Origin of the sequence: Undibacterium sp. Di27W, assembly GCF_049340345.1 — a bacterium.
In the GTDB taxonomy this organism is placed as follows: Bacteria; Pseudomonadota; Gammaproteobacteria; order Burkholderiales; family Burkholderiaceae_D; genus Undibacterium.
In genome coordinates, this window is record NZ_JBMPOS010000007.1 from 57227 (window position 1) to 74361 (window position 17135).

The window sequence follows — 17135 nt, forward strand, 5'->3', positions numbered from 1 at the left end:
GACGATTGAGACACACTCTAGTCTCATCGCATACAATCACAGCTTCAACTTTGATGGTTTTTGCAATGACTTCCAACAATATAAGCAAGGCAATAAGCGGCAATACAACGCCACATAAAAATAAAACCGTGGCAACCCTACTGGCCGCCGTCTTCGGTGCCATAGGTTTGCACCGCTTTTACCTGGGTGGCAAAAAAGATAAATGGGGCTGGCTGCATTTCATCACACTACCGATCAGTATGGTCATTCACTATTTCTACTTTGGCAAACCCGAGATTGTGCAATATAGCTTCCTGCTACTATCTTTCCTGATTGCCATACTGGAAGCGCTGGTCATGGGATTAACGCCCGATGAAAAATGGGACGCCAGGCATAATAGCAAATCCGGCCAGGCCAGCGAATCCAATTGGCCACTGGCGCTATTGCTGGTATTGACACTGGGCGTAGGCGCATTTGTACTGATTGCGGTCATTGCCCGCAGTTTTGATCTTTTATATACGGGCGGCGCTTACGGTTGATAACCCAGCTGTCATTTTCATGGCATCAGCTAACTTAAAAAGCCTCTTGAGATTAAGCAAGAGGCTTTTTGCATATTAATACGCTCGCCACTAATGATCTGCTACTGCCCCTACTACCTCTTCTCTGGGACTTATTGCGCAACATGCTCACCAAACGAGCAAAATAAAATCACTCATCGTGACTCTTCAAAACCTTTTCTATACGGCGATCAGGTATCAGCCAGATCAATGCCATGCCTACATACAGTGCCATGGATAACAGGGGATACCAAAATGCCAGCGGAATCGCCGTTGCATAAGTCACAGGTGATAACTTGCCCTTCCAGTCTGAGCCCACCGCTTTCTTGAGTAGAGAATCATTGCCCTGTGTGGCGATAATCTGTTGCTGCAAAATGAAATAGGCAATTGCCGACATCAGCAAGACCAGACCGTACAGTGCCGTAGGAGCTGAAGCAAAATGATTTTCGCCCACCCAGCCAGAAGCAAAGGGTATCAGTGAGAGCCAGAACAGCAAATGTAGATTGGCCCACAATATGCCGCCTGTCACTTTGCGGCAGGTGTGGAGCATATGATGATGATTATTCCAGTAAATTCCGACGTAGACGAAGCTTAGTACATAGCTCAGAAATACTGGCCAGACAGGTAGCAACACTTCCAGCGTGCCGCCACGCGGGACTTTCATTTCCAGCACCATGATAGTGATCAAGATGGCGATGACGCCGTCGCTAAATGCTTCCAACCGGGTTTTTCCCATCATTGCCTGCCTCGCCCTATAAAGTAGTGTGTGGCTTATTTTGATGGATATGGCAGTCCGCGGCAAGTAGCCAACAGAGCGATGCAGGCGTTTCAGCAGGCATCGTTTATGGTGTTCCGCAATGCGTCGATCAATGCGCGCCTACCCTCACCTGCATGGCAGCAGATTTTATCCGCGCTAAGCAGGCTAAAAAGGAGGTCAGGTATGCAGCAGGCGACCGCCAGCGAAAGACCAGTTTTCCCAGGAAGTTTCCTTGAAACAGACCATGATGTTTTCCGGGTTCATGCTCTTGTCGCACAGGCGCTTCATCAGGGTATCAAGTAATTTCCTCTTGACCTGTACGCTGCGTCCTACCGACCAGAGAATTTCTATCAGGACGAAATCCTGGTTCCGGTCTTTGCGCAAATCGGGATAATGCGGGTCAAAGCGGAAGTTTTCTGCATCAAGCTCCAGTATGCGCTGGAATTTGTCCGTCTCCGGCACGCCCGCTTCTATCAGGGCCGCATGCACTGCATTCAAGATTGTCTCCTTGAATAGCAGGGACTTGGGTTTGCAAACAGTGATGGTAACCAGGGGCATGATGTCTCCTATCTACACAAACTGCGACTTTCAAAAAAGCGTATCTTCATCTTAGCAAATTAATTAGCACTTTAAAAATTTATCTATCATTCATGGCAATATCAGGATGAGGCTTTTTGTATCGCCGCTCTGAAAACCTGTTAACGGCCTTACACTTAACAAATCCTTACTTTAAGCTGCTATGCAAGCCTTGCCATGCAAAGGTATGATCCGGCTATTCTTTCCGTAAAAAAAGATTGCATGCAAGACAAGCGCCCATCTCTTTCCCTTCACTTCACCCACATTACGGCGTTGTTGCTTTGCTTCTGCTGTATGGCACTTGCTCAGGCAAAAACTGTCCTGCCTCTGCTGGTGGCAGAAACACGTGACGAAAATGGCGAGATCGCCCCACTACGCCCGGAAAATCAAAAAATCATCGCGTATTTTGAGCGTGCCCTGGATATGCAGTTCGATATACGCCGCTACCCTTTGCCGCGCGTCATAGAGAATACAGGCAAGGGAGAAGGTCTGGCCTTTGGACTATCGAAAAGTACTGAAAGGCTCAAAACCATGCGTTATTCCGAGCCGGTTTTCTCAGACTTTGTCTGGGTTGTAGTCAGGGATGATTCCAGGATGCAGTATTCAGGCTTGCAGGATTTACAAGGGAAAGCCGTAGGCATCGTCAGGGGAATACGCTTTGGCGATGAAATAGACAAAATGCGTAATACAGTGTTCAAGGTGGAAGAGGATCAGCCACAAAGCAGCTCTCGCCTGAAGAAACTCTTATCAGGGCGCATGGATGTCATGCTGGTCAATTCACGCCTGCCAAATGCCAAGGATCTGGAAGCAGAGTTGAATTCATATCTGGATGAAAAGAATTTGCGCAGCGAAACCCAGATGAATTTTGGGGTCAAGGTATTTGCCAAACCCTTGCTGGTCGACCCCATTCATTTCACCTCAGGCATAGATACCAGGCCTGAGGTTATCAACAAGATCAATGCAGCCATCATCAAAGGCAGAAAATCCGGGGATTTGCCTGCCTTGTGGAAAAGCTGACATCAGCTTTCTGTCAATAAACTCAAGACATTGCCTTGATCAGGCCGGGCAGCACCGCCCAGCATATCTTCATATACCTTGCGCACTGCAGCCTCACCATGGCCGTGGATGACTTGCATCCAGGGTTTCTCGGCTGTCATGACAGGTTGCATGAAGGCTTGCCAGGCTATCGCCAGACGGGTTTGCACACCGTTTGGTCCCCAGTCGGTCATACGTTTCTTGATTTGAGCTGGCGCAAAAAACAGCGCTGGCCGGGGCCCGGGCAGGTTTGAAGCACCACTCAATTCTTCCCAATGGGTGCCCCCAACGGCGCAACTGTATTTCATGTTGTCCTTAAAGTGATGATGCAGCTGGCTGCGCAATTGCCCATTGCCAGCCATATCCACGTAGACAACACCCTGGTCAGCCGCTAAATCATTCACCTGCTCATAGCTGATGACCTCATCATAAATCCCCATATTCCTGACGAATTCCAGATTGCCAGTTGAAGTCAGGCCTATGATCTTGCAAGCCTTGTCCTTGCGCTGCGCCAGCATAAAAGCCAGGCCATAGGCAGTCTTGCTGGATGCACTGGAGATCAAGACGGTTTGTGCTCCAAAGAATTGATTATCCTCAAGAAAATCATCGATCATGAATGAAGTGATAAACAAGGGACGCAGCAAGACCTGTACATCCTCGGATTCTTTGGTATAGCCAGGGTCAGTACTGGTTCTGACATAGTGATTATACAAACCATGCATGGCTTGCCTATGATCTGCACCATCGACAAAACCAGCAGGTGACACCCGGGTCGCCTGCAAGCTCACATGGGTCGCCATGGGGAAGTAGCCATAAAAACGCTCACCAACTTGTACGCCCTCGGCTTTCGATACCAGCACATTGCCAAAGCCCCAGACCGGGATATTGCCCCAGCCCTCGTCCGTAGGAAAAAAATTCCAGTAATGCATGGCTGTACCAAAGGCGGCATAGGTCACATTATTGGATGTAAAGGCAAAACGCTCGACCTGCAAAACCACTTGCCCTTCTTGCAACTCTGCTTCCGCAGGCACATGCAAGGGCCTGAACCTGGATTCCAATAAATTGCTTTTATTGACAATAAATTCTTTGGCTGTGGTTTTCATGGTCTCGTTGTTTTGTTGGGGAATTTACAATTAAAGCTCAGTATTGCACGATTCAGGATTTTTTTCTCGACTTGCCAATAGTTCTAGTTAGGTAAAACCTCTGGCACAACAGTCCATCCATTCGCGCCATTTTTTCCACCCTTCACGGCAAACTTCCCTCCCCCGTCGCATAGGCATTGAGGCTAAGGGATGCCCTCTTTATTCTCCTTTCTGTCGCAAGATCAGATGATATTTAAACAAACAGGAGATTCACATGCGCGCACTCAACCTCACTCACGGTAAAAAATTTCTGCTGGCAAGCGGCCTGCTGCTGGCTGTTACTACACAGGCCCTGGCATTTTCTGAGCCAGAGTTCAAAACTGCCTTCCAGCAATTCACCCAGTCTGGCAAAGGGAGTGAAGAGGCTGCCGCCAATGCTTTCAATGACTTACTCAAACAAGACCCCAGCAGTCCACTGATCATGGCCTATGCCGGTGCCAGCACGGGCAGACTAGCAGTCACCACCATGTTCCCCTGGAAAAAAATGTCTTATGCAGAAGACGGCATGGCCATGCTGGAAAAAGCCCTGCAACTGGCCGCCGCCAATGAAAATGCCCAGGGCCATGGCAGCACGCCAGTGATACTGGAAGTCAAATATGTCGCCGCCAGCACTTTCCTGGCTGTGCCCGCTTTTATGAATCGTGGCCCGCGTGGCGTAAAGCTCCTTAATGAAGTGCTGGAACACAAGCAGTTTGACAAGGCCGAAGCTGGCTTTCGTGGTTCAGTGTTGATGCGCGCCGCCAGTCTGGCCACCGAACAAAAACGTCCTGAAGATGCCAAGCGCTATCTGAATGAAGTAGTTAAACAAAATGCGCCACAGACAGAAGCAGCCAAGGCCATGTTGAAAGGCATCCCATCATGAGCCTGCCACCTGCCATAGAACTGCATGCAGTTCATAAGACTTATCAACTCGGCGCCCACGTCGTCAAGGCCTTGCAAGGTGTGGATCTGAAACTGGAGCGCGGTGAATTGCTGGCCCTGACCGGCCCGTCTGGTAGCGGCAAAAGCACGATACTGAACCTGTGCGGCTTGATAGACCATGCGGATGCTGGCGACATCCTGCTCAACGGTGTCAACATCAATCAATACAATGAAACGCAAAAAACACTGCAAAGACGCGACACCATAGGTTTTATCTTCCAGAGCTTTAACCTGGTGCCTGTCATGACGGTGGCAGAGAATGTCGATTACCCGCTCTTCCTGAGCGGCGTGCCAGCAGCAGAACGACGCGAGCGCGTGGCTGCGCAATTGAAGGCAGTTGGCCTGCATGAACATGCCCAGCATTTGCCAGATGCCTTGTCTGGTGGCCAGCGTCAGCGTGTAGCGATTGCCCGCGCACTCATCAAACGCCCCAGCCTGGTGATTGCCGATGAACCCACGGCCAGCCTGGATTCACGTACTGCCGACCAAGTGCTGGACCTGATGCGTGAACGTGGTCATGCCGAAGGCGTGGCCTTCATCATCGCCAGCCATGATAACCGCCTGACTAGCCGCAGCGACCGCATCGTGTCGCTGCTGGATGGGAGATTGCAATGAAACTCAGCTGGCTCAAATTTGCCTTTTACAATACCCTGCGCAACCGTCGCCGTTCTGCCATTACCGTCGTCATCGCCGCACTGGGTACAGCGGCAATCCTGCTGGCTGGAGGCTTTGCGTATTCCACCTATGAAGGCCTGGCACAGATATCGGCGCGCAGCACTGGCCACCTCATCATAGGCAAACCCCAGCACTTCACTAGTGACCAGGACGTGCCCTTGCAATATGGTCTGGAAAATGCTGCGGCACTGCAAAGCAAGCTACTGGCAGACCCAGCCGTACGCTATGTCTTGCCACGCATAGAATATAGTGGCCTGATCAGCAATGGCGACAAGTCCACCATCATGATGGCAGTAGGTATAGACCCGGATGCAGAATTCTCAGTCAAGGGCCCTACCCTGACATTAAAAGAAGGCCAACTCCTGCAAACTGAATCAGCAGAAGCAGAAATCGTCCTGGGTGATGCACTGGCACGCAGCCTGAAGGCCAAACCCGGCAGCAGCCTGACGCTGATGGCCAGCACTACCGATGGTGCCTTGAATGCGGTTGATGTCACCGTCAAGGGCCTGGTATCGACAGGCGTGCCTGACCTGGATAAGCGCCTGGTGTATTCGAATATCAAGACAGCGCAAAAGCTCTTGAATACCCAGCGTATTTCCAGCCTCGGCGTGTTCCTGAACTCCATGGACGTGACCTTGCCTGCCCAGGCCAGACTGGCCAAAGCTTTTCCTGAACTGACGGTGCAAAACTGGCTGGAGCAAGCCTTCTTTTACAAGTCTGTACGTGATTTGTATAACCGCATCTTTGGTGCACTGGGTGCCATCATCAGTGTCATCGTGGTGTTCGTGGTTGCCAATGCCATGGCCATGGCCATCATAGAACGTACCCGTGAAGTTGGTACTTTGCGCGCCATGGGTACTTTGCCAGGACAACTGATACGTAGCTTTTCTTTTGAAGGGATGATCCTGGGCGGCACAGGTGCCATCGCCGGTGCCTTGCTGGCGATTAACGTTGCGCTGCTGCTCATGGTATTCCCCGTAGAAATGCCACCGCCACCAGGGCGCTCCAGCGGTTACCCATTATTGATCACGATAGATGCTGCCATGTATGCCATCACCGTGTTCATGATGATTGCCTTGTCCATGCTGTCGTCGGCCTTCATCGCTCGTAAAACCCTGCGTCAACCCATCGTCGATGCGCTGGCACATAACTAAGAGATAGAGAGAATAAGAATGAAAACAACTATGCACATTGCCATCTTATTGCTGGCAGCAACTACAGGTATCGCCCGTGCAGATGAAGTCAATGATTTGTTGAAAGCGGCTGATCAGTTTCGGCTAGGTACAGAAAACATGCAGGTGGAAACCGAGATCACGACCTTTGCCAAGGATGGCAGCAAGGAAAAAGAAAGAAACTATCTGGTATTTTCGCAAGCCAATCATCAGTCCCTGGTGTTGATGAAAAGCCCGGCAGAAAAAGGGCAGAAGGTCTTGATGCTGGGCGATGATTTCTGGATGCTTTTGCCTGGCAGTCAGCGCCCACTACGCATCACGCCCATGCAAAAGTTGCTGGGAGATGCTTCTATCGGTGATATCGCTACGATGAGCTGGTCGCAGGATTACACAGGAAAAATCGTTGCAGAAGAAAAATGTGATGACAAAGCCTGCGTGCATTTGAGTTTGAATGCCTTGCGCAAATCAGTCGCTTACCAGCGCATAGAACTGTGGCTGGGCAAAACCCGTCATGAACCTATCAAGGCCGACTTGTATGTGCAATCAGAAAAACTCGCCAAGCAAGCCAGCTTTGTCTTTGACAAGCCACAAGCGCCGACTACCGTGTCTGAAATGCTGTTACTGGATCAATTGAGCAGCCACAAAGAAACACGAGTGCGCTATCTGAGCCGTAAGCCCAAGACCGTGCCTGAACAATGGCTGAACCCCATGTTCCTGGCCAAAAATCCCAGTCTGGAGTGAGCATGTCTGATTTTACAAATCCTGCATTGAGATTAATGCTCACTGCTGCACTCTGCACACCTGCCCTGGCCATCGCTGAAGATATAGACTTCAGCGGCCAGGTACGCGGTCTGGTCAATAGCTACACCAGCAATAATGCCAGTCAGTTGGCGATCGCTAACCAACTTGCCCCAGGCTTGAGTAGCAAGAATACACAGCTGGGTGTAGTCGAAACCGAATTGCGTGCCAGTGGCAAAGGGATTACCGCGGTTGCTACTTTACAGGGACAGATAAATGATAGTGGGCGCACACAGTCTACTGCCTGGATCAATGAATTGTATGGCAGCCTGGGTGATGGTGCCTGGCAGTTCAGTGCTGGTAAAAAAACCATCGCCTGGGATGTCGGTTACGGTTTTCGCCCGAACGATGTCGTGGCGCAGGAAAAGCGCCGCTCGCTGATCAGTACGACCGTGATAGGCAAGCCGTTGGCCAGCCTTGATTATTTTAACGCGAGCACTTCGGCAACCATGGTCTGGGTTAATCCCGATCATGCTGCAACAACTGACGTAGCAGATGAGCAAGCTCTGGCAGCACGAGTGTATCACCATGCTGGCGGCGTCGATTTACATGGCTTTGGTCGTTATGGTCAAAACAGTGGTGGCAGCCTGGGTGCTGCTGCTTCCTGGGTGGCGACAGATGAAATGGAAATCCACGGATCAGTGCGCTTCATGCAAAAAAATACAGGCTTGCGTATGACTGCCGATACGCCCCTGTTGCAGCGTACCAGCCCCTGGCAAAGCAGCACGCAAAACAATGTCGTGCAAGCCATGCTGGGTGCGAACTACACAACAGAATCACAGCATAGTTTCTTTCTCGAAGCCTGGTGGGACGGCACGGCCCTGTCTGAGCGTGAATGGCAAGACTGGAACAGGCGTAACCTGGCTTTACAAGGCAGCATCAATTATTTGCCACAGATGCAACAAGTGATAGGCTACAACCTGGCCTGGCAAAACCAGGCGCTGTCTGCCTCTGGCAATATCCGTCGCAAGAATGTCTTTGCACGCTGGAGCTGGCAAAAGAATGACTGGCAACCTTCGCTGGATGTATTGTGGACGCCAGAAGATAACGGTCGCATCATCACCGCAGCACTGGGCTGGCAGGGTGATCGTATTAGCATCAATGGCGGTTTGCGTGTTTATGGTGGGCCCAGCAAGTCAATATTGGCACAGCTGCCAGACAGCAAAACTGCCTACATTTCTGCCACCTGGGCATTTTGAGTGTACTGACAGGCAGATTCAGCGATAATTTCAGCGATAATAGCGGCTTGCTCCAAATCGCTGAAAGCTGTCTATGTCAAAATCCCATGTCGATGCCAATTACCGTTTTATCGCTGCCAACCAGGAAGTCAATACCCGCATAGCACAAAGACATCAGGCGCTGGCCTTGTATGTGACCCTGGTGGTAAGTCTGCTGGCCGCTCTGGTGGCCTTGAAGCCTGGCGAACCCAATAGCAAGCTGCCTGTCGAATGGCTGGTCATGGGTTTTCCCGTGGCATCGATTTGCCTGGCATTCCTGAATTACAAGGCAGAACGCTCGATCACGAATTTGCGCCATTTCCTGGCCACGCTGGAAAGGCTGGAAGATGCCCATCTGCACCTGCCCAGCTATAACACTGACCCACGCTGGGCCAGGAGCGCCAACAAGGCCAGGCGCTTTCAGGATTATGCCTGTGCCGTACTGGTGGCCGCCGCCAATGCCATAGGCCTGGGCGCGGTTACCCATATCTACCCTGAACGTATCGCGGCTAATCAGTTTGTCATCTGGATCAGTGCGATTACCGCATTGGCTTCTTTATTTGTATTGCTCTTCATGCCAGCCTGGAGTTATCGCCCGGACAGTGAGCTGGAAAAGCAGATCATCGTAGAGAATGAAGGCGCAGATATCGCCAGCAGTTCAGACCAGAAAAACTAAGCTTAGACGCCATCCTCCCGGGCTACGCGCACTGCATTCCGCCCGGAAAGCTTGGCTGCATACAGCATGGCATCGGCACGCTGAAACCAGGCTTGCCCCTGTTCTTCGGCCAATCTCCTGGCGACGCCTATAGAGACCGTCACAGGATAATCAGGCAATAATTCTGTCTTTTCGACCAGGGCGCGCAATTCTTCGGCAAAACGTGCCGCGGTAAATTCATCCACCCCCATGGCAATAACCACGAACTCTTCTCCGCCATAGCGAAAAAAACTATCGGCAGTCCGTATGCGCGCGCGTAGCAAGGAACAAAACTGTATCAAGACCTGGTCACCTACTGTGTGGCCGAATTGATCATTAATTTTCTTGAAATGGTCAAGGTCCAATATCAATAAGCAGGCATCTGTCTGAGGCTCTCCCTGTTTGCACAAGTTTTGTAATTGGCGATCAAAGGCGCGGCGATTACCCACGCCAGTCAAAAAGTCTTTTTCCGCCTGTTGATTCAATTCAAAATGCTGCAGACTGGTGCGATCAGAAAAGATATAAGAAAACAGATTGATCAATACCAGGGTAACGACCACACTGGATAAGTCCAGCAAGGGCATGGCGTCATGCAAAATAACCAACAGGCACAGCAGGGATACGCTATTGATCATCAGGGCTTCTCTGGCCCTGAGTATGAAGAAAGCCGCGATCATGGTGGGATAAACCCAGAACACGATGGAAACGCCTTTGACATATACCGCGGCCAGCATGCCCAGCGAATAAAACACGGTGACCGCGATACCCGCAAAACGCACACGCCTGGTACGCCAGACGAATACCATGATGCACAACATGCCTAGTACGATTAATAAATCAACCGTGGCAAGTATGAAGTTACCCTGAAATAAACGGACTATCCCAAAAGGAAGGATACTGGGTATGCTGAGGCCGCAAAGCAGCAACAGTACCACCTCTTCTTTTGAGCGTTTTAACAACATGCGTTTTTCCTGGCGGTCACAAACAAATGGATTGCTGGGTATCTCACTCTGAAACCACACAGTGAAGCATCAAGGTTTCACTGCCAGCCTAACTCAAGCCACAAGCATATGTCCAACACTAAGCGCCAGGCTTTGCATGAAAAAAACAGTATTACTTCTTTCGTATAGAAATCTATTTATAAAAATCTATTTATTTAGAGACAAGCTCAGGATGTATCAAGGCATATATCCAGAAATTGCCTGGCTTGCCACGCACCATGCGAAAAGCCCGTAAGTAACCTTCACGCTGAAAACCCATACGTTCAAGCACCTTGCAGGAGTTGCTATTGCTTTCCAATACCGTCGCCTGTATGCGATTGTATCCAGCCTCGTGAAAGCCCCATTCACACAGTGCAGTGGCGGCAAGCCGCATGATGCCCTGGCCCCAATACTCAGGTGCCATGTCATAGGCCAGTTCGGCACTGCGATTCAAGTCTGACACAGTATGGAAACCGACCGTGCCTATGAGCTGGTCATCGGCTTGCCTGACTATGGCAAGTCGTATGGGGGAGCTGGCTGCATCGTTTTCAAAACTTCGTAGTTGCGGCAATAAGTCATCCGCGCCGCCGGGGTTCCAGCTGGTATGCCTGATGACGTCAGGATTCTTGAGGTAGGCATACCAGTGTTCTGCATCGCTGCTGCGTATATTGCGCAGGGTTAAACCGGGATAGGGAAGTTCCAATAATTTTTTAATTTGCGTCATCAAAAAATGAATCAAGATTATTGTTGCTTGGCTATTAACTTGCGCACAACTTCATTGAACATTTCCACCATCTGCGGATCAAACTGGCTTTCAATATTGGCATTGATCTCGGAGATCGCGCTGAGCAGGCTGCGCTTATAACTGCGATCCGAACGCTCATTGGTGATAGAACAAAAGGTATCGACTATCGCCAGCATGCGGGCACCGGCATGTATTTGCTGTCCAGTCAAACCGTTAGGATAGCCATAGCCATCAAAGCGTTCATGATGATCAAGGACGATGCGTGCTGCTTCATCCCAGCCACCAAAACGCAATAAAATCTGGCTACCAGTTATCACATGCTCCTGCACTATCTTCAACTCTTCGCGGGACAAGCCCCCTTCCTTGTTGAAAATATTATGTGGAATAAAGCTCATTCCTACATCATGCATCAAGGAGGCTGCTTGCAATTGCCTGGCATCAACAGGAACGCCCAGGGCTTCGTTCAGGGAAGCAGTCAATTGCGCGGCCTGTTCACTACGATTTTTCCTGTAGATGCTCAAATTATCGATTTGCTGGGCAAATTTGCGCATCATCAGCATATCGTCCTGCAACTCCAGCACGATCCTGGCAGTTTTGCCGACAGCCTCTTTACTGCTGACCTTGCCATCCAGCAAGCTAATTGCATCCTTGAATTGCTGGGCTTGAAAACCGTTACGGCTGGTCTTTTGCAAGGCGTCACATAAGTCATAGAGCTTCTTGCGTCTGACATCGCTGGTGCTGCCATTGGCAATCAAGTCATTGAGCAAATCTTCTACTTCATCAATGGCCAGCAAGAGAAACTCGCCCAACTCCCGAAAATAAGGGTCTTGCTCAGCCCTGACCCTGGCAACTATCTCTTCAACACGATGCAATAATTCGACAAAGGGTGTCAACCCCACCATCTGACAATTGCCCTTGAGTGAATGCATGGCACGAAAGAGCCTGTGCACATAGGCGGCACCACCATCATTATTGAGCTCTTTAACGCAGGCCTCTGCCTCTTCGCAAGCTTCGCGGGTGCAATCGACAAAGTCGTCGATGATAGTGCGCTCCATTGCCAGAAATTCAGGACAAGTGAAACTGTCAACGCTAGTGGCTGTATTCATGTCGAAATATCCCTGGTTGTCGTAGGTCAATATTATTAAAAATTATAGTCGCAAGTTCTGCAGAATATATACATAAATACGCAGATACACAGATACGCAGTGAGCTATTTTTTCCCTGTTGCCAGCTTACCAGCAAGATAATAGTGCGCGCCATCATGAGCGTCTGAATCCGTGGCAGAGTCATAATTGCCTGCGACAAAACCAGCCGCATCGGCAGCCTCCAGCAAGATCACTTTTTTCTGGCTGGAATCTCTGTAATACACTCGCTTATTGTCTTTAAAGTAAGACCGTTCCAGCAATGTGAATGTTGCAGGATCTGCATCCGTGACGACTTGCAAGGGTTCCATCGCTCCAAAAAACACTGCGTACAAGAATTGCCCGTCCGTAGCATAGACTGCCAGATCCTGATTTGACAGTAAATGAAAGTGCGCCGTGGGCGCATTCAACTTGCATGCCTTGTCGAAAACAAACACCTGCTTATCATCCTTGCCCATGTCCGGGTTGAGCAATTGAAAGCTTGCCGGATTCCCGCCCTGCAAGACTTGCCAGCCATAATAAACTTGCTGATTATCACTGCCATAACGACCACCCAGGTGCCGGAACTCTGCCGCTTTGGCACCCGGCAATATACGTCCCTCCAGATAGACATGGGCCTGGTCTTTCCAAAACAAGGTGAAACGCTCCTCACCAGCCTGGGCGTTTGGATTACTGACGCCAGTAAAACTGCCAGCATCAGCTCCCTCTATCAAGCGGCCATCAAAATAGACATGCTTTTCATCCAGGGCATAACGCGCATATTGTCCGCCTATGGTTTTGAAGGTAGATGCCAGAGCACTATTCAAAGGTTTGCCGTAGTAATAGACCTTGTCTTCTTTGACAAAATAGCCGTTGCCCGATATGCCAGCCACGACGTTCATGATGAAGCGCGGATAACCAAATACCAGCGCCACCAACACCGTCAGCACGACACACACCAGCAAAGCCCGGTCTGCAGAAATACGAAAGTAAGTCATGCCAAACAGCTTGTAACAGACAAAGATAATGACGGGGTAAAAGATGACGAACAGCAGAAAAGTCAGATTGGATTTATTGTTTTCCGAACCAGGCGCATCAAACAGCATGGGTGACATCATCATGAGCAAAGGCCATACCAGCAAGGCCAGGGTACTCAGAATATCCAGGAATAATTTCATTTTCACTTTCACGGTCTTAGAGCAGCTTAGCAACTTGATTTGCGATAAATTTATCATCAATTTCGGGAAATAGCAGAAAAACACGCCACTACCCAGCGTTTCAAGGACACATCAAGTTAAAAGCCCGGCGATCGCTAACGATGGCCGGGCTTTTAACTTAAGATTTTATGAGGGCTTAATGCATTTATTTTTTACTCGGCAAATACCTGTTGTACAGGCAAAATATTAATTGAACTTGCCTTGATATTAAGCTTGCGCTGACCTATGACCCTGTCTTCCTCCAGCAATTCCTTAGGTTGAGCGACATCATACTTGATAGGCAAAGGCCGATCAGCCAACAAGCGCTCTTTCAAGTTTGCCGTATCCTTGGCGACGATAACGATAGACATATTTTCCACATTTAAATGTCGTTTGATTGCTGCATTCACGTCTTCCACCCTCAACTTGCTCAATTGCGTGCGCATCATCTGGGTGAATTCAGGTGTTCCCTGCCATTGCGCATCCATGGCATAAGCCAGTTGCTGATCCTGACGCATCATCATCATGAAAACATTCTTCATGAGGTAGTCACGGACCATTTCAAACTGCTCTTTACTGAGCCCTTGCTGTATCAGCTTGTCGAGTTCGCTGAGGCTGATACGCAATGCCATATCTGCATTTTCAGGCTCGGTAGGACGTATCCAGATTTCAAATAACTGCGCTTGACGGGCACGATTGGCAATAGGCAAAAACTCCGACATCCCTTTGGGAAAGGCTTCGATATAGGCATACGTACCATAATTCAAGCCACGCACTTCACGTATGCGCTTGGCCAGATACCCCATGCTGGAGCGATGCTCACCCAGCCAGGTTTTGGCCAGCCAAAGTGCTGCAAAGTCTGGGTGCGAGCGTGTTACTTGTATGGGAAAACCCAGGGAAATGGCAGTAGATCGATTATCTTTTTGTATGATCTGCACTGCCAGCCCCTCATGACGCGGGATGACGGGAGCAGCAATCCGTGCAAATCCCCGACCTTGTGGCAATTTACTCAAAGCCTGTTGCAGGCTGTCCAGCATGGATTCATTAACATCGCCGGCAATACCTGCCTGGATTGCACCCTGGGTATAGGCTTGTTTCCAGAACTGCCTGACATCGTCCAGGGTAATGGAGTCAAGTCCCTTGACCGTACCCAGCACTGGGTGAGCAAATGCTGAACCAGAAAAGGCCATACTCTGCAAAGCTTCTTTGGCCAGCTCTTCATCGTTGTTACGTTTCAAATCCACCAGCAAAGCCGTCTTTTGCGCATCTTTGAGACGAACAAAGTCCTCCTCTCTGAAAGAAGGGCTTAGCAATTGTGGCATGGCGACACGCATCAAGGTTTCCCAATTATCCTTGTGTACGGAGCCAGTAAAGCTGGTCATTTCCTTATCTGTCTGCACTGAAAAACTGGCAGCGAGCGGCGACAGTGTCTGCCTGATTTCATCTGTCTTGTATTCTGTTGAGCCAGCAGATGCCAGCATGGCAGCTGTCAGTGCAGCCAAGCCTTCTTTGCCCATAGGGTCATGCACAGAACCAGCATTGAATATCAATTTAAAATTGATCTGCGGCAGACTGGAAGCCTGTACCAGAATATTGAGCTTGCTGGCAGTGTTGGTTTTTTTAAAACTGGCCAGGCCAGGCAATTGCCCTACCCCAGTTGGCAACGCGGCATTCGACATGGTCGTGACTACCATGCCTTCATCACGCAAGTATTTTTTTGCCGCAGCCTGCAAATCACTTGGTCGCAATTCATCCGTAAGCTGCTGGAACTGATTGAAGGTGGCATAAGAGCGCTGGTAATGAATGTAGCTCGTCAATGTGGCTGCAATTTCTTCAGTATTGTCGAGGCGACGTATCAATCCATATCTATGTTTGGATTTGGCATCTGCCAATTCTTTTTCAGAGATGGGGTTTTGTGCCAGATCCGCCATTTTTTCCAGGATGGCATTACGCACATAAATAACATCTTCAGGTTTTTTGACGCGAGCAACTACTGTTGCCAAGCCAGGGTCTAGGTTTGAAGGCGTAAAATCATATAACTCATCCACTTTTTGTTCACGCTGTTGCAAGCGTTCGTGCAATTCTGAGTCCTCTCCAAACACCATGGAGAATAACAACTTTATCGCAGCATGTTCCTTGTTCTCTACCGAAAAAGCAGGGGCATGAAAAGACACGGTTACATACGGCAGCGTTGCTCCCGACCAGATGACCGGTTTATAGACTGGTCCAGTTGGCGTTGGCTCAACAGGAATAGTGACTCGCTCTTTACCTTGCTGCCACTTGCCCCAGTATTTTTCAACCAGTGCAATTGCCTTTTCCGGATTCACGTCACCAGCAATGACGATGCTGGTGTATTCGGGCCTATACCAGCGTTCGAAGAATACTTTGGAATAGGCATATTGATTTGGCATGTCTTCTATATCCTGCAGGAAGCCAAGAGGCATATGTCTATAGGGATGTTTTTGAAATGCCGCCTCGTGTGCATCCGCCAGCAAGCGGCGCAGAGGGTGAGTGCTATTCTTATTGTATTCTCCAAGAATAGCCTTGGCCTCAGTCTTGAAATCATTTTCGCTAAACCACAAATTCTGAAAACGCTGCGCTTCTACCTGCAGCATGCTTTCCAGATCTTCCTTGAAAAAAGTCATGTGGAAGTTGGTCAAGTCTTCGGTGGTATAAGCACCGGAATGCACACCGGCCCTGGCTAAAATTTCTCCATACTTATCTACCGAAATTTCTTTGGTTCCCCGAAACATCAAGTGCTCAAAAAAATGTGCGAATCCGGATTTACCAGCCTCAATCTCATTGCGGGAACCAGTTTTGACTGGTATTTGCAAAGAAATCAGATTAGGCATGCCGGTAGGTATGACTATCACTTTTAAACCATTTGGCAACTGCTTTTCTGTGGCCCGAAAAGGCAACAATCCATTTTCCTTTGGCACAGTCACAGCCATCTTTCCAGATTCACTATCAGCGGCTGCCCCAGCAAACACCGGCATGATCGAAGAGATAAGGGCAAGCACCATACTCAAACGCATTGAATTTTTCATATTTAAGCAATTAAATAGTGTTATTTAAAAGGAATTAGCAATATATGAAAGAAAATAATCGATTAAGTTCCAGTAAAAAAATTAAATAATTGAAACTTTTTAATTGCCAGGTTGAACTAAGTGTAGCAATCCATCGTAGTAGCCTCGTAACAACTTAAATATAGCCGCAACATCAAGGAAGAAATTTCAAGTATTTGTCTCCTTCATGATTTTTGATTTTATAAACCTGGAGTTTCATGGGAAATTTGATTTCCTTCGGTCTTCCTGCGCATTTGAACATCTGGGTTCGATAGAACATGGCAAGGAATTTGGCTATAACGCCATGCATTGGCTCAAGCCCGGTGGTCATACAGTACACACAACAAAATTCAATTTATCCTCGAATGAAGAAACCCTAGAAACCGTGGACGCCGTGCTATACCGCAAGCGTGATATAGCGGACATCATCACTGCCCTGCGCGCTCAGGGCCATCATATAGAGATGAACTAGCACTAAGGCAATGGCTACGCCGATGGTCATGTC

At 49.2% G+C, this 17135-nt stretch carries 17 protein-coding genes; 9 read left to right on the plus strand and 8 right to left on the minus strand.

What is annotated here, in order from left to right:
• Positions 1 to 65: 65 nt before the first annotated feature.
• Positions 66 to 518, plus strand: a complete 453-nt coding sequence (locus tag ACO0LF_RS15435; protein ID WP_423015430.1) for a TM2 domain-containing protein — start codon at positions 66 to 68, stop codon at positions 516 to 518.
• 169 nt (positions 519 to 687) lie between these two features.
• Here ACO0LF_RS15435 and ACO0LF_RS15440 read toward each other — a convergent pair whose 3' ends face one another.
• Positions 688 to 1272: a TMEM175 family protein gene (locus ACO0LF_RS15440; RefSeq protein ID WP_423015858.1), complete on the minus strand. Its 585-nt coding sequence runs from the start codon at positions 1270 to 1272 to the stop codon at positions 688 to 690.
• Between the two features lie 198 nt (positions 1273 to 1470).
• Positions 1471 to 1851: a tautomerase family protein gene (locus tag ACO0LF_RS15445; RefSeq protein WP_423015432.1), complete on the minus strand. Its 381-nt coding sequence runs from the start codon at positions 1849 to 1851 to the stop codon at positions 1471 to 1473.
• Between the two features lie 312 nt (positions 1852 to 2163).
• Here ACO0LF_RS15445 and ACO0LF_RS15450 point away from each other — a divergent pair, with 312 nt between their 5' ends.
• Positions 2164 to 2886, plus strand: a complete 723-nt coding sequence (locus ACO0LF_RS15450) for a substrate-binding periplasmic protein (RefSeq protein ID WP_423015434.1) — start codon at positions 2164 to 2166, stop codon at positions 2884 to 2886.
• A 2-nt stretch (positions 2887 to 2888) separates the two neighbouring features.
• On the opposite strand, the gene ACO0LF_RS15455 is transcribed toward ACO0LF_RS15450, so the two are convergent.
• On the minus strand, positions 2889 to 4007 hold the full coding sequence (locus ACO0LF_RS15455; protein ID WP_423015436.1) for a DUF2855 family protein: 1119 nt from the start codon (positions 4005 to 4007) through the stop codon (positions 2889 to 2891).
• A 253-nt stretch (positions 4008 to 4260) separates the two neighbouring features.
• Between ACO0LF_RS15455 and ACO0LF_RS15460 the strand changes: the two genes are divergently transcribed.
• The 6 genes from ACO0LF_RS15460 (at position 4261) to ACO0LF_RS15485 (ending at position 9505) form a co-directional block, all read left to right on the plus strand.
• Positions 4261 to 4908: a hypothetical protein gene (locus ACO0LF_RS15460; RefSeq protein WP_423015438.1), complete on the plus strand. Its 648-nt coding sequence runs from the start codon at positions 4261 to 4263 to the stop codon at positions 4906 to 4908.
• On the plus strand, positions 4905 to 5582 hold the full coding sequence (locus tag ACO0LF_RS15465) for an ABC transporter ATP-binding protein (RefSeq protein ID WP_423015440.1): 678 nt from the start codon (positions 4905 to 4907) through the stop codon (positions 5580 to 5582). The genes ACO0LF_RS15460 and ACO0LF_RS15465 overlap by 4 nt, the downstream gene beginning before the upstream one ends.
• On the plus strand, positions 5579 to 6796 hold the full coding sequence (locus ACO0LF_RS15470; RefSeq protein ID WP_423015442.1) for an ABC transporter permease: 1218 nt from the start codon (positions 5579 to 5581) through the stop codon (positions 6794 to 6796). Before ACO0LF_RS15465 ends, ACO0LF_RS15470 begins: the two co-directional genes overlap by 4 nt.
• Before the next feature lie 18 nt (positions 6797 to 6814).
• Entirely contained in the window at positions 6815 to 7555 is a 741-nt protein-coding gene (locus ACO0LF_RS15475) for an outer membrane lipoprotein-sorting protein (RefSeq protein WP_423015444.1), read from the plus strand.
• Positions 7556 to 7557: 2 nt separating this feature from the next.
• Positions 7558 to 8811: a hypothetical protein gene (locus ACO0LF_RS15480; RefSeq protein WP_423015446.1), complete on the plus strand. Its 1254-nt coding sequence runs from the start codon at positions 7558 to 7560 to the stop codon at positions 8809 to 8811.
• A 73-nt stretch (positions 8812 to 8884) separates the two neighbouring features.
• Positions 8885 to 9505 (plus strand): hypothetical protein, encoded by a 621-nt coding sequence (locus ACO0LF_RS15485; protein ID WP_423015448.1) that lies wholly within the window; start codon positions 8885 to 8887, stop codon positions 9503 to 9505.
• Between the two features lie 2 nt (positions 9506 to 9507).
• On the opposite strand, the gene ACO0LF_RS15490 is transcribed toward ACO0LF_RS15485, so the two are convergent.
• The 5 genes from ACO0LF_RS15490 to ACO0LF_RS15510 form a co-directional block, all read right to left on the minus strand.
• Complete coding sequence (locus ACO0LF_RS15490; RefSeq protein ID WP_423015450.1) at positions 9508 to 10485, minus strand: GGDEF domain-containing protein; 978 nt, start codon at positions 10483 to 10485, stop codon at positions 9508 to 9510.
• Positions 10486 to 10675: 190 nt separating this feature from the next.
• Positions 10676 to 11227, minus strand: a complete 552-nt coding sequence (locus tag ACO0LF_RS15495) for a GNAT family N-acetyltransferase (RefSeq protein ID WP_423015452.1) — start codon at positions 11225 to 11227, stop codon at positions 10676 to 10678.
• A 17-nt stretch (positions 11228 to 11244) separates the two neighbouring features.
• The gene (locus ACO0LF_RS15500) at positions 11245 to 12354 is read right to left on the minus strand and encodes an HD-GYP domain-containing protein (protein ID WP_423015454.1); all 1110 of its coding nucleotides are present in this window, start codon (positions 12352 to 12354) and stop codon (positions 11245 to 11247) included.
• Between the two features lie 104 nt (positions 12355 to 12458).
• Positions 12459 to 13547: a DKNYY domain-containing protein gene (locus tag ACO0LF_RS15505; RefSeq protein ID WP_423015456.1), complete on the minus strand. Its 1089-nt coding sequence runs from the start codon at positions 13545 to 13547 to the stop codon at positions 12459 to 12461.
• A 191-nt stretch (positions 13548 to 13738) separates the two neighbouring features.
• Positions 13739 to 16600, minus strand: a complete 2862-nt coding sequence (locus ACO0LF_RS15510; RefSeq protein WP_423015458.1) for a M16 family metallopeptidase — start codon at positions 16598 to 16600, stop codon at positions 13739 to 13741.
• A gap of 217 nt (positions 16601 to 16817) precedes the next feature.
• Here ACO0LF_RS15510 and ACO0LF_RS15515 point away from each other — a divergent pair, with 217 nt between their 5' ends.
• A complete protein-coding gene (locus tag ACO0LF_RS15515; protein ID WP_423015460.1) occupies positions 16818 to 17102 on the plus strand; it encodes a hypothetical protein in 285 nt (94 codons plus the stop codon).
• Positions 17103 to 17135 lie beyond the last annotated feature (33 nt).